The organism is Streptomyces sp. SID3343, assembly GCF_009865215.1.
In the GTDB taxonomy this organism is placed as follows: Bacteria; Actinomycetota; Actinomycetes; order Streptomycetales; family Streptomycetaceae; genus Embleya.
In genome coordinates, this window is the sequence record NZ_WWJX01000722.1 from 1 (window position 1) to 20990 (window position 20990).

The window sequence follows — 20990 nt, forward strand, 5'->3', positions numbered from 1 at the left end:
CGGGCGGGACCGCGCGGGGCCTCGTACACCCGCGCCGGCGGCGGCTGCGGCACCTGCGACTCCGGGACCTGCCAGTTGCCGCCGGACGCGGGCGTCGTCCACAACTGCCCGATCAGCGACGTCGCGTCCGCGACCGGGTCGAGCGAGGGCCCCGCGCCGTTGCCGAGCGCGCCACGCCACACGTGCGTCACCGACGCAAGCAACTCCCGGGCCTGCGGTCGGTAGTTCGGTTCCTTGTCGGCCGCGCGCTTGACGAGCAGGCGCATGTCGGCCGGCACCCCGGACAGGTCGGCCTCCTCCTGGAGCACGCGCAGCGCGACCACTTCGGGCGCACCGGTACCGAACGGGATCACCCCGGTGGCGGCGTAGGTGACCAACATCGCCCACGCGTACACGTCGGCGGCGGGCGTGCTGTCGTGGCCCTTGAAGCGTTCCGGGCTCATCCACGCGGGCGAGCCGATCATCATGCCGGTGCGGGTGAGACCGCTGTCCTCCATCGAGCGCGCGATGCCCAGGTCGAGCACGCGCGGTCCGGCGGGCGAGCAGATGATGTTCTGCGGTTTGAGGTCGCGGTGCACGACGTCGGCGTCGTGGATCGCCACGAGCGCCTCGGCCAGACCGGCCGCCAGGCCCATCAGTTCGTCGCCCCGCATGGGGCCGCCCTGGTTGACGCGTACGTCCAGGGTCGGGCCCGGGACGTACTCCGTCGCGAACCACGGCGTCTCGGCGTCCACATCGGCGTCGAGCACCGGCGTGGTACAGGTTCCCCGGATCGCGCGCAGCACGTTGACCTCGCGCATGAACCGGGTCCGGAACTCCGGGTCGTCGGCGTATTGCGCGTGCACCACCTTGATCGCGACGCGCTGGTCGTAGGCGTCCAGGCCCGCGTACACGGCACCCATGCCGCCCGCGCCGAGCCTGCCGGTGACGCGGTACGGTCCGATGCTCTGCGGATCGCCCTGTCGCAACGAACGTATCTCGGCGCCGCCCTCGGCCGTCATGGACGTGCCTCCCGTGTTGGTTCGCCGGCCCGCGGCTGCGGCCGTACCGGGATGGAATCCTCTCATCCGATGATGTGACCCTCCCAAGGCACCGGCCGGTTCCCCGTTCGGGCCAAAAGGCTCGCCTTACCACCGGGGGTGCGTGATAGGCCATCGGATGCGCAGTCTCGGACCCGCAGTTCGGCTGTGTGATTTTTTCGGTCTCGCGGTCGACGGTCCTGTTCGTGATCGACGGTCCCGGCAGTCGACCGGGTTCGCGGACAAGGCGCCGAACGCATCATCCACAACCGAAGGGCAACACGTGAAGATCGTCGTCGACTTCGACAAGTGCAAGAGCAACGCCCTGTGCATGGCCGAGGCCCCCGAGGTGTTCGAGGTTCGGGATGACAACTTCCTCTACATCCTGAACGAGAACCCGCCCGCGGAGTTGCGGCCGCTGGTCGAGGAGGCGGCCCGGGTCTGTCCGGCCCGAGCCATCACTCTCCAGGACTGATCGGGGCCGTTCTTCCGGCTCCGGTCCTCGTCAGGTCGGGTTCCCCGGTCGATCACCGGGGGCCCGACTCGCCTGCCATCGTTCACGCGCACCGCGCGCGACCGCCGTCGAGGCGTTGCGCGTGACGGTGCGGGTGGCCGACCAACCCCGCGACAGCGCCTTGACGTTGACCACGACGGTACCCCCCGCGCGGTCGTGCCAGGTACGACGCCGCGGGCCGAGCACGGCCAACGGGTCGAGGAAACCGATCAGGCTCGCGAGCGCGAACAGGCCTGCCGTACTCCACTCGCGCAGCGCGATCTCGTACCACGTGAGCAATACCGCGGCCCACGGGACGACCACGGCCACCACGGTCCGACGGGCCGCGCGCCACGCCCCGACGGGGACTCGGCCGGGCACGTTCGCGGCCGGAGTCCCCGCCGGGACGACCTTGATGCCCACCATGATCTTGCCGAGCGTGCGGCCGTAGCGCGCGTGCATGATCCAGTCGTAGAGCGCGGGCACCAGCAGGTGCGCGAGGATCAGCAGGAGCAGCAGCGTCTTCGTCGTGCCCCACAGCCCGTCCACGGCCTCCAGCGGGGCGCGTTGGGCCTCGCCGGCTCGGCCGAACACGACGTCCAGAAACGCGTCACGGACGACCTTGGTGGGCAGGTCGGTGGCCTTGGTCTGGATGTAGTGATAGGCCAGGAACCACAGCGGCAGCACGAGCGCGGTGGTCGACAGATAGTCGACGGTGCGGGCGATCAGCCGCATGGTGCGGGACGCGCGCGGGAGTTCGCCGGACCCTCGCGGGGCTTCGGCGACCGGCGGTTCGCCTTGCGGTCCGGCGGGGGGCCGGGTACCGGGGTACCGGGTCGGCGGCGGAGTCCGCGTGGGCTGCGGGGCTTGCGTCTGTGCGGGGATCGGCCCTGCGGCGAGCGCGGGTGGTTGCAACCAGTCCAGGTGCGGATCACCGTTCGCGGGTCGTCGTCCGTCCCCGTACGGCGACCCGGGCCCCTGCGGGGGCTGAGGGATCGTCATGAGCGGGACGTTATCGTGCAGATCGGTCTCCCGGGCAGCACTGCGCACAGAACCGACCGGGGAGACAGGGGGGGAGGAAGCCGGCCACCCGATGTCCCGCCGCTCCGAGATCGGTTCCGTGCGTGGCCGTCGGGTCGGCGCGCGCGTTCGGTCGGCTCGCGCGTTCGATCAACTCTCCGATTCCGTCGGCTCTTGTCTGTCGTCAACTCTTGAGTTCGCCCAGGGTGACGTCCACGGTGGTCTTGTCGCCACCGGTGCCACGGGTCACGGTGACCTTGATCTTGTCGCCGGGATTCTTCGCGCCCAGGACCTCGGACAGCGCGCCGACGTCCGCGATCGGGGTGTCGTCGATCGACGTGATCACGTCGCCCGACTGGATGCCGGCGGCCTTCGCGGCGCCGCCGTCCTGGACCGAGACCACACCCACGCCGGCGGCCTGGCCGTTCGGGCCGGTAACCGTGCGCACGGTGACGCCGAGTGCGGCCTTGCCGGAATTGACCACCTTGCCGTCCTTGATGATCTGATCGGCGATCGACTTGACCGTATTGGAGGGAATCGCGAAGCCGATGCCGGGGGCCGCGCCGCCGTTGTTCTCGGGATCGGTCGCGGCGAGCGTCGGGATGCCGATCACCTGACTGGTCAGATCGACGAGTGCGCCGCCGCTGTTGCCGGGGTTGATCGCGGCCGAGGTCTGGATCGCGCTGGAGATCGTCGCGCCCGGCGACCCGGCGGTCTGCGGTTCGCTGACGGTGCGTCCGACCGCCGAGACGATGCCCTCGGTGACGCTGGAGTCGAGGCCGAGCGGGTTGCCCATGGCCATCGTGATCTGGCCGACCTGGAGCTTGCTCGAATCTCCGAATCGCGCGGGCTTGAGGTCGCCGGGCGGGTTGTCGAGCCGAATCACCGCGAGGTCGTCGGGCGCGAAGGACGCGACGAGCTTGGCGGTCAGCGGCTTGCTCGCGTTCGGCAGCGTGACCTCGAACGTGGTTGCCTGGCCGACCACATGGGCGTTCGTGACGATGTTGCCCTTGTCGTCGTAGACGACGCCGGACCCCAGCCCACTCTGTGTGGTGATCTGTACGACCGACGGCAGGACGGTGCGGACGACCTGCTGATACTGCGCCTGCAGGTCACCGGCGGCGCCGTTGCTCGGTGCGTCGGTCGCGGCGGCGGCGGCGCCACCGGCGGTGCTCGCGCCCGTGTCCTTCTTGCCGTCGCCGTTGCCGCCGCCCTTGTCGTCGCTGCAGGCGCTCAGGCCGCCGAGGACGATCGCCCCGACCGCCATCGCGATCCCGGCTCGTCGCCGCGTGGTCATGCTCACGGTCTCTCCCTCATGCCATCAGCGACGGCTCGGTTGCCGATCTCCGGACCGGTCCCCCGACCATTCGGCGCACTAACCACATACGGGGACTTTTCACCAACCCGCCGAAGGCGTGCCTCTTTCGCCATGTACTTGTTCGTGTCACGTTGTCTGCGCGATCACGGAACGACCACCGCAGCGCCGGAGAGAGTGGGCACGCACGCATGCTGACGCTTCAGGAAATCTCGGACCGGATGGAGATCCAGGACCTGATGGTCCGCTACTCGCACGCCGTCGACACCGGCGACTGGGACGCGCTGGACACGGTCTTCACCGCCGACGCGCTGATCGACTACTCGGCGATGGGCGGCTCCAAGGGCGGCCTGAAGGAGACCAAGGATTTCCTCTCCCAGGTGATGCCGGGCTTCGCGTCGTATCAGCACCTGATCTCGAACTCGTCGATCCGCGTCGACGGCGACTCCGCGACGGGCCGCACGATGTGCCACAACCCGATGGTCTTCAAGGGCGAGAACGACGAGACGCCGGGCCCGGTGATGTTCTGCGGCCTGTGGTACATCGACACGTTCACGCGCGTGGACGGCGAGTGGCGAATAGCCGCGCGCAGCGAGGAGAAGTCCTACATGTACGTGGCCCCGACGGCGTGACCGGCTCGCGGGGACGGGTAGCTTTTCGGACATGATCCGCGAAGCCACCGCAGCAGACGTCCCCGCCATCCACGCCATGGTTCGCGGCCTCGCCGAATACGAGAAGGCCCTGCACGAGGTCAAGGCGACCGAGGAGCAGTTGCACACGGCGCTGTTCGGCCCCGCTCCTGCCGCCTTCGCCTTCATTGCCGAGGACGACGCGACCGGCGAAGTGGTCGGCTTCGCCCTGTGGTTCCTCAACTTCTCCACGTGGGAAGGCGTGCATGGCGTCTACCTCGAAGACCTGTACGTCCGCCCCGAGGCACGGGGCGGCGGTCACGGCCGAGCCCTCCTGCAACGCCTGGCCCGAGTCTGCACGGAACGCGGCTACGCCAGGCTCCAATGGTCGGTGCTGGACTGGAACGCCCCCAGCATCGCCTTCTACGACTCCCTGGGCGCCACCCCGGAACAGGAATGGATCGGCTACCGCCTCACGGGCAACGCCTTGACCGCCCTGGGCGGTTCGCCGCTCGGTTAACCTGCTCGCTCGGCGGTGCTCCCGGCACCCGTCGACGGTTTCGGCAAGGACGCGAGTAGCGCTCGGAGGCCGTACGTGCGTTTGGACGGTGAACAGTGGAACGAGTATTTCGAATCGTTCGAGCGTGAAGCTTTCCGACTCGAGACGCTACCCACCTACTCGGTCGCCGCCGAAGAGGACGAGTACGCGGCTTTCCTGGCGACCGGGCGACTCGAACTTCCCGACGATGATCCGTGGCTGACAAAGGTCGATTCGACGTCGGGTCTCTCGGTCCCACTCTCGGGATACGCAACGGACTGAGATCCGACGTGTCGGGAGCCGGGCAGGACCCATGTCCCCCGGCGTCGGACCGTGTCACGCCAGGTCCAGGCCGTGCGCTGTTCGAGGCGCCTCGCCCGGTCACGAACCGATTTCCTGTTGTTTCAATCGAGCAGACTTGACCAACCGGCCGCACCATCAGGAGCATCGATCTCGGCAGTGCCACGCGCGAAAGAAGGGGATTTCCCGTGTCCGTGAAGGTCACCAAGCTCGTCAGTACGTGCGAACTGCAAGACTGTCCCACTCTCTACGCCACCGATCGGGACACCCTGCTGGTGCATGGCGAGACGCCGACCGACCACGGACTCGATATCCCTGGCCACGAGGCTCTTGTCGAGATCCCGATGGAGCTCGTGCGGAGGGCCGTTCGTGACAATCTCATCTGAGAAGTTTGCGGACCTGTTCAAGACTTTCGAGCACGAAGCCTTCCGCTTGGAGACTCTTGACGACTACAGTCGATCCGGAAATGCGGATGTGTACCGTCAATTTACAGCCGGGCAACCCAAGCCCGACGACTACAACTCGAGATGGCTGTCGGAGTTGCGCACGCACACAGAGAACGGGAAGCGGGTCTATCGCGTCCATATCGTTACCCGCCCGCTCACGTCGTACCTACAGTACGAACTGGGCTGGGGATATCAGACGAACATGGCCGCCGGTGAGGAGTTCTTCATCCTCGACGTCACCAACCGCCCGAATCCCCTGAGCGGCATCCCTGATTTCTGGCTCTTCGACTCTCGCATTGCCGCCATCATGAATTATGACGGCGCCGGGGCGTTCACGGGGGCGAACGTTTTGCCCGAAGACCGGGCACGGGAGTTCGTCGATCTCCGCCAAACCGCGCTGGCCGAGGCCGAGCCCTTCACGAGTTGGTGGGCCGAGCACGGCGGATGAACAAGGGGCAGCTCGGTGCGGCGCTGCGGGCATTGTGGAAAGCCTCCGGCAAGGAGGCTCAGGCCGTCGCCCGCAGCGCCCTCATGTCCCCAAGTAAGCTCAGCAAGATCGAGAATGCCCGCCTTACTCCGAGCATGACCGATGTCGAGCGGATTCTGACTGCTCTCGGCGTCTCGGCGGAGGCCAGAGCCGAATACACGGCGGCCGCTCGCGAAGCAGCTACCGAAATCGTCGCGTGGCGCCTGCTCAAACGCGCCGGGGTCCACAGAGGGCAACAGGCAGCGAAAGCTCTCGAATCGCAGATGTCCATACTGCGACTTTTTCAACCCGCCCTGATTCCGGGCCTGTTGCAAACACCGGAATACATGCGGGCCATTCTGCAACGCCACGATCTCGGCGAGGACATACTGAATCGAACGATTGCCGGACGGATCGAACGGCAACTCGTTCTCCATGACGCCAAGAAGTCGCTCAACTTCATCGTCACTGAATCCGTCCTTCGTTGGCGAATCCTCCCACCCGGGATGATGGCCGGGCAGATCGACAGGATCATTTCGATTTCACGTCTGCCCCACGTAGATATCCGCGTGGTTCTGCTCAGGAGCCGGCAGAACGACGTACCGAGTCATTCGTTCGTGATCCGCGACGATCGCTTGGTGACTATCGAGGCTGCTCACGCCAGAATAGACGTCACCGACGCCCGGGACATCGATCTGTACGCACAAAAGTTCGATGCCTTCGCGCGGATCGCCGTTTCCGGAGACGACATGCGTGACATCTTGGCCGAGGTCCGGAACGAGTTTTTGCGAGAACAGGAAATCGATCTCTGACCGGCCGGATTTTCCTTTACGGTGCTCTCGAAACGCACCTGAAGGAGACAGACATGGGAAATCACCGCGACCCCGCGACCGACGACGGGCACAAGCCCGAGAAGCCGGTTCCGCCGCCGATGTTGCCGGACAAGCCCGCGAATCCGGGCACCCCGAAGGGCAAGTGAGCACGCGTGGGAACGAGTGTCGACGAGGTGGAGCGGGCTCGGCTCGGTCTGGTTCGGTGTGTGGAGGAGTCCGTCGGGGTGTTGCCCGAGGTGTGGCGGCGGGCGTTCGCGGAGGTGCCGCGGCACGCGTTCCTGCCCGATGTCGTCTGGCTGCGCCGGCCCGACGGCGAGGGGCACGAGCGGTGCGAGCGGGTGCGGGAGCCCGGGCGGTGGTGGGCCGCCGCGTATGCCGATGTGCCGGTGGTGGTGCAGGTCTGCGACGGCGACCCGCCGCAGCCGGGTGGGAACCCGTGGCCCTCGTCCTCGGCGTCTCAGCCGTCGATCGTCGCCGACATGTTGCTCGCCCTCCAAGTCGGGGAAGGCCGGCGGGTGTTGGAGGTCGGCACCGGGACGGGGTGGAATGCCGGTCTACTCGCTCATCGGCTCGGTGGTGCGGAGGTGGTGACGATCGAGGTCGACGCGTCCTTGGCCCGCGCCGCCCGGGAGCGGTTGCGGGCCGTCGGTCTGCATCCCACGGTCGTGGGCGGCGACGGGGCCGACGGGTGGGCCCCCGGCGCGCCGTACGACCGGATCATCGCCACGGCCGCCGTCACGCACATCCCGCCGGCGTGGGTTCGGCAGCTCCGTCCGGGCGGGCTGATCGTCGCGCCGTGGGCGAGTGCGTGGACCGCCGACGGCCTGTTCGTGGGACGCGTCGACGTCGACGGTTACGTGCGCGGGGGCTTTCGCCCCGGCGGTGCGTTCATGCACCTGCGCGGCCACCGCTCCCGGATCACCGACGTGGACCAGGTCGCGCGCCCGGAGCACTCGCCCACCACCGGCAGCACCGAGGTGTCACCGTGGGACGTCGCGGGCGGCGACCGGACCGCCGAGTTCGCGATCGGCGTGACGGCCCCCGGGCTGTGGCAACACTGGGAGGACGACCCCGCGGTCGACGGCGTGCGCAGTCGACTGTGGGTCGGCGACGAGGCGGGCACATCGTGGGCGAGCGTCGACTACGACGGCGTCCAACTGCGGACTTTCGCCGTGCGCCAACACGGCCCGCGCCGGGTGTGGGACGAGATCGTGACGGCCTGGCACGGATGGTCGGCGGCCGGGCGCCCCGGCGTCGACGCCTACGGCCTGACGGTCGCCCCCGACGGGCGACACAGGGTGTGGCTGAGCAATCCCACCGACGCACCGGGGCCGCTCCCGGACCCGGCCGCGATCTCCCCGCCCGCGCGGCGGTGACCGGCGAACAGAGGCGCCGACCGCTCCCCTCGCCCACCGCCCCACCAGGCGAGTCGCCCCGACCCTGCTCACCCGGTGGTGACCGCAGCCGAAGGAGCGGGATCGCCTCGCACCCGACGTGGCCCCACCCATCCACCCGACGCACCCAGGCCACCAACCGCCCCCGGCCGAAACCGCACGGCCGCATCGGCCCTACCGAGCCCGCGCGGCTGCCGTGATCACGGCGAACAGGAGGATCGGAGCGGCGGCCACGATAAAGCACCACGGCAGCGAGAGGCGGCCGATGAGCAGGCCGATGGCGGCGGTGCCGATCGAGGCACCGGCGTTGAGGGTGGTGTTGACCCAGGCGCCGGTCCTGGTCCGGGTTTTCGCGGTGGCCACCGCGTCGGCCAACAGGTAGGCCGTGGTGATGGCCGGGGCCACGAACAAGCCGGTGACGGTGGCCGCCGCGGCCAGGACGTAGAGATTCGGGGACAGGCCGGCGGCGGCCAGGGTCAGGCCCAGGCCCAGCGCGATCAGCGGCAGTCGGCGTTCGGGCGGGATCCGCCAGGTGACCGCGCCGTGGGCCAGGCCGCCGACCGCGCTGCCGGCGGACAGCGCCGCCAGGATCCAGGCCAACGCCTCCGGGCGGTCCCGCGCCTCGGCGAAGGCCAAGGCGAGAAGGTCGAGGGTGCCCAGGCACAGGCCCACCCCGCCGGCCACGAGCACCGCGCGCCACAGACCCGATCCGCGGACCGGATCGGCGACCTCTGCCGACCCGGCGGTCGCTTCCTCGACCTGCTCGACGACCGATCCGCTCACCCCGCGTACCACCGGCGACGACACCATCGCGAGCGTGCCCGTCAGGACCAGGGCCGCGCTGACCACCACGCCCGCCGCCGGCGGCGCGAAGGACACCAACACGCCCACCAACAGCGGTCCCGACGCGAACAGCACCTCCTCGGCCACCCCGTCCAGGCTGTACGCCCGCTGCAACAGCGCCGGGTCCGGGGCCAGTTCACTCCACAGGGTGCGCATCACCGGGCCGAGCGGAGGCGTACACGCACCCGCCGCCGAGGCGGCGACGCCCAACCAGAGCCCGGGCACGCCCGGCCGCCAGGTCGCCACCGCCGAAACCGTCAACAGGGCCGCGTAGACCGCCGCCATCGGCGGCAACACCCGCGCCGGCCCGTAGCGATCGACCAACGCCGCCCGGGCCGGCGACAACAGCACACTGGTCGCGCCGAAGAGGGCCATCACGGTCCCGGCGACCGGATACGAGTCCGTCGCCTCCTTCACCGCGAGGACCAGCGACAGCGCGACCATCCCGTACGAGAGCCGCCCCACCAGCGCGGCACCGAACGTCCGCCCGGCGTGTCGGATGCGCAAAACGGCGGCATAGGAGGGTGGTGGACAGGTCGAATCGACAACCATGACAGAGGGTTCCTCAAGGAGTCGGCGCGCCGAGCGCACCGAAGCAGGCAGGGACGTCGAAGTCCCGCACGCCGAAGGGCATGCGGTCGTCGCGAGTCCTATGCACAGAGGAGGAACATGGTCGCCAACCTATCGGCCCGCGCAACCCATATCCGACTGCTCGGCCGGTGTGATCGCCGAACCGGCCCGGCACTCCGGTTACTTCGGCGCCGCCGTCAATCCCGTGCACGGCCGCAGCGTCTCGCGGCGATCCTGGATCCGCTCGGCCTCCGCGCCGGTCACCGGCATCGGCACACCGCGGTTGTCGATCGACGCCGGCGTGAACTTCTCGCCGACGACCTTGCCGTCCTTGATCGTGAGCGTCGCGACGCCGGTGTCGTTGGAGTTGGGGTACGGCGACGTGCCGTACCACAGGAAGTTGCCGTAGCCGTAGCCCACATACGTGTCACCCAGCCAGCCCGCGCCCTGCATCACGTGCGCGTGCGTACCCAATATCGCGGCGGCGCCCGCGTCGGAGAGTTTGCGGGCCACGCTCTTTTGGTCGCCGCTCGGGCACTTGTCGCCCTCGATGCCCCAGTGCATGTACACGACCACCACGTCGGCTTGCTTCTTGGCGTCGCGAACCGCCTGGACGAGCCGGTCGGTCTGCAGCGCGCTCGCTATCCCCGGCTTGGTGGCCGTGGCCTTGTAGAGCTGGTTGGTGATGTCCTGCACCTGGCTCGCGCCCACGAACGCGACCTTGACGCCCTTCACTTCCTTGATGAACGGGCGGTACGCCTGGGCGGCGTCCTTGCCCAGGCCCACCACCCCGATCGGCGGGTTGCGTACCGCCTCGACGGAGTCGTCCAGGCCGACCTTGCCGTAGTCCACGGCGTGGTTGTTGGCCATGCTGACCACGTCTATCCCGACGTCCCCAAGCTCCGTCAGGGCCTTCTTGGGAGCGCGGAAGTGATACGTCTTGTTCTCCGGCGTACCACGCTCGGTGATCGCGCTCTCCAGGTTGACCATCGCCAGATCGGCGCCGGCGAGCGTCTTGCCGATCGGACCGAGGGCACCCTCGGCGCCGGCGTTCAATCGGGGCAGCGTCCGCTCGAAGAAGTGCACGTCGCCGGCGAACGCGACGGTGATCTCGTCGCCCGGCCCCGCCGGGGGCGCGGTGGACGCGGGCGCGGTGGACGAGCCGCCGGGGGCCGCCGAGTCCTTGTCGCGGCCGACGATCGGGTCGGAGTCGGCGGCGTTGTCGGCCTTGCCGGAGTCGCCGGAGCCCGAGTCGGAGAGCAGTCCACACGAAGCGAGACCGACGATCAGCAACGGAGCGAGGCCGAGCGCGACGGTCCGGCGGCGGCGGGGTATATGCACGCCACAAGGTAACTCAGTCGCACGCGCGTGCGGACGTGACGTGAATTACCCGAGATCCGCGCAACGTTTCCGGCTCTCGCGGACTTGTCCGACGGTCGCGTACCGGCTCGTCCGGCAGGAGTTCAACGCCTCGTCCGTCAGGGCTCCATGCCTCATCCGTAGGAGTACAGCGCCTCGTCCGTCAGGAGTTCAGCGCCTCGTACACCCGGTCGCACAGCTCGGGATGCATGTCGAAGTAGCCCTCGTCGTCCACGTCGAAGGCCCCCGTGCGAAAGCTCTCGGTGACGGTGCGCAGCATCAGCGGGATGGAGGAGTACAGCATCGGCTCGTCCGCGCCCTGGACGAAGCTCGCCACCTGGACCTCCTCGCCGTCCCACACCGCCGCGTAGAAGTCGGCGGCCGGCGATACGAGCAGCGGCAGCCACTCGACGCCCTCGGGCTGGTCCATCTCGATCTCCTCGCGAAACTCCAGCGCCTCGGCGAGACTCACCAGGACGTATCCGGGGATGAACGACGCCTCGTCCACGAGTTGGTCGGGCTCCTCGCGCGTACCGTTCGCCCACCCGAACCACGCGACCAGTTCCGCCGGAACACCGTCGCCCACCCGGGTACGGACCGCTTCCGCGGGCAGTCCCGGTTCCAGCAGGGCCACCACGGGGCGGTCGAGGCCGGTGAGCTCCGCCCGCACGGCGTCGAGCCCTTCGTGAACGGCGTCCATGCCACGTCCCTTGCGTTGTTCGATGTCGGTGAAGGCTCGCTCCGACCGGATCGGGCCGGGTGGGGCCTGTTTCGGGCCGGGTGGGACCCGATCGGGGTAGGCGAGCGGGTCAAGCGTGACAGACGTTCGGCCGTTCGGCGCACGCCGCCTTGTTTCGGCGCCGCGCGGGTAGCCGTCGAACATCTTCCCGATCGACCGACAGCCGGGCAAAGGAGCGAACGTGGACGCGTGGTTCGACCCGATCATGTCCTTCGCGAACTCTCCGTGGGCGTATCTGATCGTCACGCTCACCGCCCTGCTGGACGCCGTGCTCCCGATCCTGCCGAGTGAGAGCGCGCTGATCGCGTGCGGTGTCTTCGCGACGGTGAGCGGCTTCTCGCCCAACCTCTTCCTGCTGATACTCGCGGGCGCCGTCGGGGCGTTCCTCGGCGACAACCTCACCTACGCCATCGGCAGGTGGGCCGAGCCGTTCGCGAACAAGCACATGCTGAGCGGCAAGCGCGGCAAGCAGGCCAAGGAGCGCGCCGAGCGATGGCTCAAGGAGCACGGCGGTGTGATGATCATCGCCGGTCGGTACATCCCCGGCGGTCGCACGGCCGTGGCGCTCGTGGCCGGCATGACGGAGTATCCCGTGGGGCGCTTTCGCGTCTTCACCGCGATCGCCGCGACCACGTGGGGGATCTACGGCGTGATGCTCGGGTTCTGGGGCGGCTCGGCCTTCAAGGACAGTCCGATCAAGGGCATCGGGGCCGGCCTCGGCACCGCGGCGGTGATCACGATCCTGATCGAGGCGGTCCGTCGGATCCTGTCGGCGCGCAAGAAGCGACGCGCACGCAAGGACGGACTTGATCCTCACGCCACGTCAGGGCACACCGTGGACGTATGACCACATCCTGGAAGGTCGGACGCTTGGCCGAGTCGGCCGGGCTGACCGTACGCACGCTGCATCACTGGGACGAGCTCGGCGTGCTGAGCCCGTCTCGCCGAACACCCTCCGGGCACCGCGAATACACCGAGGACGACCTCGTCCGGCTCTATCGGGTACTCGCGCTGCGCTCGCTCGGCCTGGACCTGGACACGGTACGGACCTGCCTGGACACCGGAGTCGACCCGATCCGGCTCGTGCGCGACCACCGCGCCGGCGTGGACGAGGCGATCACCCGGCTGACCGCGCTGCGCGAGCGCCTGGATCGGGTCGAGGCGGGGCTCGTGGCCGGCGAGGAGCCCGACACGGCGGCGTTGATCGCGCAGTTGGGGACGACCCTGCCGGTCCCCCACGTCGGTGACGCCGACCTGCGCGCCCTCGCCGACGGCGTCGCCGCGCTGGGGCCGGCGGCGCACTACGTCCTGGACGTCGAGTGGCCCGAGCTGTACCGCCGCGCCGAGGCGCTGCGCCGCCGCGACGTGCCCCCGGACGCCCCCGAGGTCGGCCGGATCGTGGCCCGCCTGGACGAACTGTCCGCCCTGGTCGGCGGCGGCGACCGCAGGCTCTCACGCGCCGTGCGCGACGCGTGGATCGAGGGCCCCGCGAGTGGGTGGCGCGATGTCGCGACCTATCTGGACCGGGCCCGCGAACTGCGCTCCGCGGGCGGCGCCTCGTGATCGCCGCGGCGGCGCTGTTCTCGATCCTGGCCGGGCTGGGCGTCGTGCCGTGGAGCGTGTGCCTCGCGGTCGTGATCGCGGTCGCGCTGTACACCGCCGACAGGTTCCGCGCGCACCGCACGGGGCACCACGAGGGAAGCTGATCGACCGCCGCCCGAACCGCGAAGAGGGGCCCGCGGCGCGCTGCGCAGACCACGACAAACGCGTACGGCCACCGGATGCCCGGTGGCCGTACGCGTGTATCGCTATCGGTGGGTTCAGCCCTGGAGCGGCAGGATCGCGCTCGTCGGGAGGACCTCGACCTTGAGGTCGGGGTCCGGGCCCGCGCCCTGGAAGCGACCGAACTTCGGCACCGCGTTGCGGCGGTACTTGGTGGTCGAGTGCTCCGGGTCCTTGTCGAACTCGGGGATGACCTGGTTGCCGAAGAGCTCGAGCATCTCGAGGTTCTCCTCGTGCGTCATGCCGTCGTTGACGCCGAAGACGAGCTGGTCACAACCGACCTCGTGGTACGCCTTGACCTGCTCGCACACCTCGTCGGGGGTGCCGACGAGCATGAAGCCGCCCTCGATGAGCTGGTCGAGCAGCTCTTCGCCACCGAGCGAGAGGTCGAACGTCGGCGACGGCCACGTCACCGCGTCCGCCGACTTCGGCATGGTGTCGTGGTACAGGTTCACCAGGGTGACCAGGTAGCCGCGACCCTTGCTCAGCGCGATCTCGCGAGCGCGCTTGCGGTCGGACAGACAGATGACGGCGTTCGTCATCATCACGTTGTTGTTCTGGTAGTCGCCGATGATCTCGACCGGGTTCTCGGCGGCTTCCTTGTAGGCCTCGATGCGGCCCTTGAGGTTGTAGACCGGTTCGAAGTTGAACGCGATCGCGCCGATGCCCATCGAGCCGGCCTTGCCGAACGTCGCCGGGTTGCCACAGGCGACCCAGATCGGCGGGTGCGACTCGCCGTACGGCTTCGGGTGGATGTCGTGCGGCGTCGGCACCGTGAAGTGGTCGCCCTCGAACGTGTAGTCCGTCTGCGCCCACATCCGCGGAATCTCGCGGACGACCTCGTCCCACTCGGTCTTGGTCGAGTTCTTGTCCATGATGTTGAACGACGCCATCTCGTGGCTGCCGGCGCCGCGGCCGGTGCCCCACTCGAAGCGGCCCTCGGTGATGTGGTCCATCATCGCGGCGCGCTCGGCGTAGCGGACCGGGTGCTCCTTGCGCGGCGACAGGCTGTTGATGCCGGTCGCCAGGTGGATGCGCTCGGTCTTGGCGGCGACGTAGCCGATGACGACCTCGGGGGCCGACATGTGGCTGTACTCGACCAGGCCGTGGTGCTCGCCGAACCAGGCGTACTTCCAGTTGTGCTTGTCGGCCTTGATGGCCATTTCCATCTCGCGCTGGAGCACGAGGTGCTCGCTCGCGCGATCGTGAGCGGCCGGACCGGGGATGTACCCGTTCAGGAAGATGCCGAACTCCACGTGGAGCCTCCCAAAATCGCCTGGTTCAACCAGCGTGCATACGACTGCCTGAGGTATGTGTACGGGACAGTATGCGAGCGCCGGCCAGAACTTTGTTTACACGTGGCTAACGTCACGTCAGATGTCAGGCGCCGCCCGGGACATCGAGCTGACGCATAGTCAGATCCTCTCGCGACAAAGGCGATAGATCCAGTGACCCCGACAACACCCCTCGCGATCACTGCTGCTACCGGGGTCGGGAAACCCTCCGGAAAGCCGAAACGATCTCGGAGTTGGGACGCCGAACAAACCGTTCGACACCCACGACTCCAAGATCGTTTCGGCGGATGATTTCGCCGTCTAGCCGGGCGTCGTTCGGGCCAGGAGCAGAGTGACGTCGTCGCGATGCCCGGTCAGATCGGCAAGGCCGAACAGGCGTTCCGCGGTGGCTTCCAGGTCGAGGCCGCGGCTGCGTTCGAAGCGGTGCGCGAGGCGCTCCATGCCCTCGTCGAGATTGAGCTGCGGCCCCTCGACCAGACCGTCGGTGACCAGGACCAACGTCTCACCCATGGTGACGGTCAACGTCGTGCACGGATACGCCTGGTGGGCGAGCATGCCCAACGGCAGGCCGCCCTCGATGTCCGCCAGGCGCGGGGTGCCGGCGGGGTCGGCGATCAGCAGCGGCGGGTGCGCGGCGCGGGCGGCCAGGATCCTGCCGGTCGCGGGGTCGAGGTAGGCCAGCGTGCAGGTCGCGTGGGCGGGTCCGGGGAAGCGGTCGAGGAAGTCGTTGACCATCGCGAGCGCGCGGCCGGGGTCGGGGGTGACGACGGCGTACGCGTGCAGGAGGGTACGGATTCTGGCCATGATCGGCGCGGTCTTGGCGCCGTGGCCCTGCACGTCGCCGACCACGAGCGCGACCTGCCCGTCGTCGAGCGTGAACACGTCGTACCAATCGCCGCCCACGCCGAAATCGTCCTGCGCGGGCCGGTGGCGCACCGCCAGTTCCAGGCCCGCGACCGGTTCCGGGTGCGACGGACGGACGCCCGCCCGAAACGCCTCGGCGAAATCGCGATACGGCGGCGGCGGAACCGGCTCGGCGCCCAGTGCGCGAGCCACCCGGGTCTCCACATCGGGAGGGAGCCCGCCCGCGGCCGACGCCGCAGCGGCGTCGGCGTACCAGTCGGTCGAGATACCCATCAACGTGTGCGACTCCTCCTGCCACGTGTCGGTGCTGACCGTGAGGCTGCCGTCGTCGCCCTGGTACACCCGCCACGCGGTCGCGGGATCGTAGCGACAGTCGCGCGTCCCCGACGAAACGAGCAGCCGTCCGGGCCCTGCGCCGTCTGCGACCATGCGACGTACCTCCTCGCGTCCGGACCTACCCAGGGCCCAACGCGCAGCACCCCACAAGGCAACGGCCGTTGCTCCGAACGCACACGACCCACCCGGGCGCGGCCGGCGTACCGGACAACCCGGCACGATCACTCGAACGACCTCTTGATGTCCGCCTCCGTCTCGCCCCAGCGGTCCGCGGCCTTGCGCACGCGCGTCACGCGCTCCTGCATGTCCTCGACCAGGTGCGCCAACTTCTCCGCCCAGCGATCGTGCACGTACTGCACGGCCTTGGCGACTTCCAGGTTGCGCCCCACGGCATTGTGGTCGGCCCCCTGCAACGCGACCCGGGTGTCACCCTCGATCTCACCGCGCAGCCCATCGAGCCGAGACGCCGACGCGTAGAGCGTGGCTGCGTCGAGCCGGACTGTCCCCCCACCCCCGCCGGGGTCGATCGTCGACTGCAACCGAGTCTCCAGCGGAGGCTGCGCCTGCCCCTCGGCGACGACCGGGGACGCCGCCGCGTTCTCGTACAACCACGGGCTCAAAACCCTGTCGATGTTCTCTCGATCGGCCATCGAATGTTCGCCCCCGCGCGGAAAAACGGTCCGGCACCCCGGAACCGCGACTGGCTCCGAGCGTAGTGGCGGACATCGATAATCTGCGACCTCGCACAAGGGCGGGGAATTCGAAGAGATCATTCCGCTTACGTGCCCGTACCGGATTTCGAAGCAGGAATGGGGGCGCAGACAAAGCGGACAGACCTGCCGCACACGATGCCATCTCCGATAAACCACGGGAATCGGCCGGACCAAGCCGTCCGTGATCACGAGTCCATGAAATCTCGCCTACCGCCCGCGCCGACGCTAGGGTCTGACCGCACGAACCGGACCGGAGCGGCGCATGATCGGATGGAATCCTCCGGGCGACGAGTTCCCTGTTCGCAAGCTCGTCGTATCGGATGCGGTGCCCGGCGGACATCGCGAGCAGGGGTAACAGAACGGAAATCGGGGGTTTCCTGTGGGTCTGACAGCGGAAGATGTCGAAACCTGCTCACCGGACGCGCTGGACGCCGTCGCGGCTGCCTGGGAGCGACTGAGCGGGGCAATGTCCGGCGACAAGGACACCGTTGACCGTGAGGTCGTAGCCCCGTTGAAGAACGGCGGCTGGGAAAGCCACGACGGCCGCCGAGCGATCCAGCTCATCGGTTACGTGGGAGATCAACTCGAAGCCATCAGGGCGGAATCCGGCGCGATGGCCTCGATCGTCCGCGAGGCGGCCGGCGAACTACGCGCCGCACAAAACGACCTGCGGAATGCCTTGGAGTCCGCACGGCACGCCGGCATCCAGCGGGCCCCCGACGGTCGCCTCAGTTGGACGGCAGCCAACGACGCGCAGAACTCCATGCTCGAAGCCGAGGCCAAGGACATCGACCGGCGCATCCTCGCGGCGTTGCAGCGGGCCACCGACGCCGACATGGTGGCCGCCAACACGATGCGCAAGAACGTCGACTTCGGTCCCAAGGGCGACTTCAACGTCCGTTCGCTCGGCGGCGATCCGACGGCCGACGCGGCACGAGCCGGCGATCTGCTCGCGTTGCTCGACAAGGGCTCGCTCGGCGACGCCGACCTCGCACTGCTCGACACCCTGCTCAAGCAGAACGTCGGCAACAAGGCGTTCGACGTGCAACTCATGCAACTGCTGGGTCCCGAAAGGCTGATGGACGCCACCACCAACCTGGAGCAACTCGGCAAGGACGGCGATCCCAAGAAGGCCGGTCAGACCGCCGGACTGATCGAGGACCGGTTGCGGACCGCGCTGGGCACGGCAAGCGCGGACCTCGCCGGCGACGCCGAATGGATGCGTCGCCTCAAGGACGCGGGGCGCGAGGTCGAAACATCCCCGGACGGGCACACGAGCGTCTACGGCTATCAGCAACTCAGCCAACTGCTCAAGGCCCGGGCAATACGACACCGGATTCCTGATGGCCCTCGGCGACGACCTGCTCGCGTTCGACAAGGACATGAACAACGGGCAGGGCTGGAACACCACCGATCCCGCCCGTGACCCGATCGGCGGGTTCATGACCACGCTCTCGAACAACCCGGATGCGGCCACGACGTTCTTCAGCGGTCCGAAAGGCAAGGAACACGTCGACTACGTGGCTTTCGAGCATCGAGCCCTCATCAGCGGCGCAACCGAACTCACCGGCGGCACCTTGCGGCCGCACCTGGACGCGTTCGGCGACGCCATCGTCGCGGCGACCACCGGACGGATCACCACTCCCGCCATGGCGGAGGCCCTGACCAATATCGTCGTAGACATCGGTGACAAGAACTCTCCGCAGATTCTTGACGAATCACCGGCATTGCGCGCGAGTGTGACCGAGATGATGGCGAAGAACTCGGATTCCCTGCACCTGGCGCTGACCCAAGAAGACGGCACCAAGGATCTCAACGGAATCCCACAATTGACCCCGACCGCGAGCATCCCGCGTGAAGCCATGCGGGAAGTGCTCGCGGATCTGGGTCCGTCGAATATCGAGATACTCAAGGAAACCGAGGAAAGGTATACCCGTGCAGCGATGACGATCATCGGCGGTGACGGGTTCACGCTCGAGCGACAGGCGCAGGTCAAAGCATTTGCGCAAGACTCCGGAGAGGCTTTCGGCGTCTTGGACGCTTCGGTCGCGAACGAGATCAGAGGGACGGCGGCGGCTGCGGATGCGGACAAAACCGCATCCATGGATCGACGCGAGCGGTGGACCAACGCTGCGGTGAACGGCCTCTCCGCAGCCGCGACTCTGACATACGCGCTGCATCTCAATTCGCCCGTTCCACCGCTGCCCGCGCTCACCGCCAACCCCTTGATGGCGCTGACGATTTCCCTGGGGACAGCCGGGCTCAACGGACTGGTGGGCGAGGGATACGACTACTTTGCGGATCCGACCGCCGCGACGGATGCGGCCAACGAAAAGGTCCACAATGTATATACCGACGGCCAGATACAAATGGAGCGCACGATGAAGTCGTGGATGGAGGACAACCCGGCATACGCGAACGCTAAACTGACCAGCGACGGCGGAATCGGCTACACGTCCATCCTGCCCGCAGAAGTGGTCACGGCACGATGACCCGGATGGCCGGCCGCGGCAATGCTGTGGCTGTTGTAGGGCTGGTGACGGTCGCGCTCGTGGTGGGGCTGGTGGCGTTCGGGTCGACTCGCGAGTCGTCGCACCGATCGCAGAGTTTCTGTTGGGGCACACTCTCGGCGAAGGACCTCCGAGCGCTCTTCCCGCCGAGCGAGTTCAAGGGAAACAACGGTGATATGGGCTACCCCGCGACCGACGCGGACGGCTGCCGACTGATCAGCGAGTTCCATGGAATGCCGTCGTTCGAGTACAAGCTCGACCGGAAGTATTCGTATGTGGACCAGTTCGACGGGGTCCGTCGCGAGCAAGTGATCACCACCGCATTGGGCAACGGCCTGCTCGGTACGGCCTCGGATTTCAGCGGCTGGGTCCGGGTACCGCCGTGTCGGGCCGGCGACGCCGACTGGTATGCGGAAATGATCGCCCGCGACCTCCGCCCGACGGCATTTCGGCATCCCGTACCGAACATGGTTCCCGCGAAGTCCGGCAACCGTCGGTTGCTGGCCCAAACGCTCGTCCGGATGACCAACGCCGTTCGGGGAAAGGCCGGTTGCACCGAGCCGGGCCTACCCGCTCCGGCGATCCGTGACGATCCGGCGGTGAACGCGCTCGTGCCGGGGAAGTTGTGCGGAACCACATCTCCCGGCGTGGACGTCGGCGTACACCCCTCGTGGACCGAGCAGTGGTCGGGCACCGACGACTCCTGGGAGGACTGCCTCGTGGTGGACGGGGCGAGGCCCGGCGACGAACCGCTGATCCGCGTGTCCGTGCGCAGGGGGCCACTCGCCGATCTCAGCCTGCGGGATACTCCGAATACCTACGTCGAGGGCAGGATCCGGGTCCAGGGTGGGGTCGCGACGTATCCGGCGGTCTGTTCGCGCACAAGCGTGCACTACGAACTGGCCGGCAACACGTTCGGTCGCGAGCTGCCGCCCGCCGAAGACCTGCTGCGTGCGCTGATCGCCGGCAACGTGGGTCGGGACGGATGCACGGTGGCGACGATCTGACTCGCGCCGCGAAGCGGCGGGTCGCGACGGCGAGCGTCTCGCTCTCGTCGCGGCCGACGTTCACGGCGAGGCGGGCGGCACGGTCGACGGGTCCGGAAGGGCGGCCCTCGTTCCCGAGGCGACTCTCGTCGCGGGCGCCCGGGACACCGCCCGCGGCACGGTCGGGCCGTTCGGGATCACCCGACCCGCGGTCGCGCCCCCGCACGTGTCGGCCTGCCGATCTAGCCTGGACGCATGTGTAGAAACATCACGACTCTGCGTGGGCTGGAGCCCGAGGCCACCGATGTCGAGATCGAGGCCGCCGCCCGTCAGTACGTTCGTAAAGTCGGCGGGGTGCAGACGACCTCGGCCCGTACCGAGGAGGCGGTCGAGCGGGCCGTGGCCGCGGTCGCCGAGGCCACCCGGATTCTCCTCGCCGAGCTGCCCGAGCGGCGTCAACCGCCGCCCACGTTGCCCCCGTTGCGCAGGCGCGCGGCCGCTGCGGCGGAGGCGTCGGAGGCCCGGGGCGACACGCACCCG

Annotated in this window: 24 protein-coding genes; 15 read left to right on the forward strand and 9 right to left on the reverse strand. The window is 68.4% G+C overall.

Annotated features, from left to right (window positions below; translation table 11 throughout):
- A partial coding sequence (locus GT354_RS21850; RefSeq protein WP_161358059.1) for a serine/threonine-protein kinase occupies window positions 1–1001 on the reverse strand: 1001 nt, incomplete at its 3' end.
- 301 nt (window positions 1002–1302) lie between these two features.
- Between GT354_RS21850 and GT354_RS56575 the strand changes: the two genes are divergently transcribed.
- Complete coding sequence (locus GT354_RS56575; RefSeq protein ID WP_161358060.1) at window positions 1303–1494, forward strand: ferredoxin; 192 nt, start codon at window positions 1303–1305, stop codon at window positions 1492–1494.
- Window positions 1495–1524: 30 nt separating this feature from the next.
- Here GT354_RS56575 and GT354_RS21860 read toward each other — a convergent pair whose 3' ends face one another.
- The gene (locus GT354_RS21860) at window positions 1525–2514 is read right to left on the reverse strand and encodes an RDD family protein (RefSeq protein ID WP_161358061.1); all 990 of its coding nucleotides are present in this window, start codon (window positions 2512–2514) and stop codon (window positions 1525–1527) included.
- Between the two features lie 202 nt (window positions 2515–2716).
- Window positions 2717–3829: a trypsin-like peptidase domain-containing protein gene (locus GT354_RS21865; protein ID WP_237535325.1), complete on the reverse strand. Its 1113-nt coding sequence runs from the start codon at window positions 3827–3829 to the stop codon at window positions 2717–2719.
- 209 nt (window positions 3830–4038) lie between these two features.
- Between GT354_RS21865 and GT354_RS21870 the strand changes: the two genes are divergently transcribed.
- The 7 genes from GT354_RS21870 (at window position 4039) to GT354_RS21900 (ending at window position 8435) form a co-directional block, all read left to right on the forward strand.
- Window positions 4039–4479 (forward strand): nuclear transport factor 2 family protein, encoded by a 441-nt coding sequence (locus GT354_RS21870; RefSeq protein WP_161358062.1) that lies wholly within the window; start codon window positions 4039–4041, stop codon window positions 4477–4479.
- 31 nt (window positions 4480–4510) lie between these two features.
- Window positions 4511–4996 carry a GNAT family N-acetyltransferase gene (locus GT354_RS21875; RefSeq protein ID WP_161358063.1) on the forward strand — a complete coding sequence of 162 codons (486 nt, stop codon included), beginning with the start codon at window positions 4511–4513 and terminating at the stop codon, window positions 4994–4996.
- 75 nt (window positions 4997–5071) lie between these two features.
- On the forward strand, window positions 5072–5296 hold the full coding sequence (locus GT354_RS21880) for a DUF6879 family protein (RefSeq protein WP_161358064.1): 225 nt from the start codon (window positions 5072–5074) through the stop codon (window positions 5294–5296).
- Between the two features lie 212 nt (window positions 5297–5508).
- Window positions 5509–5700 carry a hypothetical protein gene (locus tag GT354_RS21885; protein ID WP_161358065.1) on the forward strand — a complete coding sequence of 64 codons (192 nt, stop codon included), beginning with the start codon at window positions 5509–5511 and terminating at the stop codon, window positions 5698–5700.
- Complete coding sequence (locus GT354_RS21890; RefSeq protein WP_161358066.1) at window positions 5684–6208, forward strand: DUF6879 family protein; 525 nt, start codon at window positions 5684–5686, stop codon at window positions 6206–6208. Before GT354_RS21885 ends, GT354_RS21890 begins: the two co-directional genes overlap by 17 nt.
- On the forward strand, window positions 6205–7038 hold the full coding sequence (locus GT354_RS21895; RefSeq protein ID WP_161358067.1) for a helix-turn-helix transcriptional regulator: 834 nt from the start codon (window positions 6205–6207) through the stop codon (window positions 7036–7038). The genes GT354_RS21890 and GT354_RS21895 overlap by 4 nt, the downstream gene beginning before the upstream one ends.
- Window positions 7039–7211: 173 nt before the next feature.
- A complete protein-coding gene (locus tag GT354_RS21900; protein WP_161358068.1) occupies window positions 7212–8435 on the forward strand; it encodes a methyltransferase domain-containing protein in 1224 nt (407 codons plus the stop codon).
- A gap of 192 nt (window positions 8436–8627) precedes the next feature.
- Here the strand turns inward: GT354_RS21900 and GT354_RS21905 are convergent, their stop codons facing one another.
- The 3 genes from GT354_RS21905 to GT354_RS21915 form a co-directional block, all read right to left on the reverse strand.
- Window positions 8628–9848, reverse strand: a complete 1221-nt coding sequence (locus GT354_RS21905; RefSeq protein WP_161358069.1) for an MFS transporter — start codon at window positions 9846–9848, stop codon at window positions 8628–8630.
- 198 nt (window positions 9849–10046) lie between these two features.
- Window positions 10047–11207 carry a CapA family protein gene (locus tag GT354_RS21910; protein ID WP_161358070.1) on the reverse strand — a complete coding sequence of 387 codons (1161 nt, stop codon included), beginning with the start codon at window positions 11205–11207 and terminating at the stop codon, window positions 10047–10049.
- Window positions 11208–11388: 181 nt separating this feature from the next.
- Window positions 11389–11925: a hypothetical protein gene (locus tag GT354_RS21915; protein ID WP_161358071.1), complete on the reverse strand. Its 537-nt coding sequence runs from the start codon at window positions 11923–11925 to the stop codon at window positions 11389–11391.
- Window positions 11926–12145: 220 nt separating this feature from the next.
- On the opposite strand from GT354_RS21915, the gene GT354_RS21920 reads away from it, so the two are divergent.
- From GT354_RS21920 to GT354_RS21930, 3 genes are read left to right on the forward strand one after another with little or no spacing between them, the layout of a single operon-like run.
- On the forward strand, window positions 12146–12811 hold the full coding sequence (locus GT354_RS21920; protein ID WP_161358072.1) for a DedA family protein: 666 nt from the start codon (window positions 12146–12148) through the stop codon (window positions 12809–12811).
- Entirely contained in the window at window positions 12808–13527 is a 720-nt protein-coding gene (locus tag GT354_RS21925) for a MerR family transcriptional regulator (protein ID WP_161358073.1), read from the forward strand. The genes GT354_RS21920 and GT354_RS21925 overlap by 4 nt, the downstream gene beginning before the upstream one ends.
- Window positions 13524–13670 (forward strand): hypothetical protein, encoded by a 147-nt coding sequence (locus GT354_RS21930; RefSeq protein ID WP_161358074.1) that lies wholly within the window; start codon window positions 13524–13526, stop codon window positions 13668–13670. The genes GT354_RS21925 and GT354_RS21930 overlap by 4 nt, the downstream gene beginning before the upstream one ends.
- Window positions 13671–13784: 114 nt before the next feature.
- Here the strand turns inward: GT354_RS21930 and GT354_RS21935 are convergent, their stop codons facing one another.
- From GT354_RS21935 to GT354_RS21945, 3 genes are all read right to left on the reverse strand, one after another.
- On the reverse strand, window positions 13785–15002 hold the full coding sequence (locus GT354_RS21935) for an LLM class flavin-dependent oxidoreductase (RefSeq protein WP_161358075.1): 1218 nt from the start codon (window positions 15000–15002) through the stop codon (window positions 13785–13787).
- Between the two features lie 339 nt (window positions 15003–15341).
- Window positions 15342–16334, reverse strand: a complete 993-nt coding sequence (locus GT354_RS21940) for a PP2C family protein-serine/threonine phosphatase (RefSeq protein ID WP_161358076.1) — start codon at window positions 16332–16334, stop codon at window positions 15342–15344.
- Between the two features lie 128 nt (window positions 16335–16462).
- Complete coding sequence (locus tag GT354_RS21945; protein WP_161358077.1) at window positions 16463–16891, reverse strand: hypothetical protein; 429 nt, start codon at window positions 16889–16891, stop codon at window positions 16463–16465.
- Between the two features lie 442 nt (window positions 16892–17333).
- Here GT354_RS21945 and GT354_RS21950 point away from each other — a divergent pair, with 442 nt between their 5' ends.
- The 4 genes from GT354_RS21950 to GT354_RS21965 all read left to right on the forward strand — a co-directional run.
- Window positions 17334–18380 (forward strand): hypothetical protein, encoded by a 1047-nt coding sequence (locus GT354_RS21950; protein ID WP_161358078.1) that lies wholly within the window; start codon window positions 17334–17336, stop codon window positions 18378–18380.
- Window positions 18298–19446 (forward strand): hypothetical protein, encoded by a 1149-nt coding sequence (locus GT354_RS21955; RefSeq protein ID WP_161358079.1) that lies wholly within the window; start codon window positions 18298–18300, stop codon window positions 19444–19446. The genes GT354_RS21950 and GT354_RS21955 overlap by 83 nt, the downstream gene beginning before the upstream one ends.
- A 26-nt stretch (window positions 19447–19472) precedes the next feature.
- The gene (locus tag GT354_RS21960; protein WP_161358080.1) at window positions 19473–20471 is read left to right on the forward strand and encodes a hypothetical protein; all 999 of its coding nucleotides are present in this window, start codon (window positions 19473–19475) and stop codon (window positions 20469–20471) included.
- A gap of 234 nt (window positions 20472–20705) precedes the next feature.
- On the forward strand, window positions 20706–20990 hold a 285-nt coding region (locus GT354_RS21965), incomplete at its 3' end, for a DUF2277 domain-containing protein (RefSeq protein ID WP_161358081.1).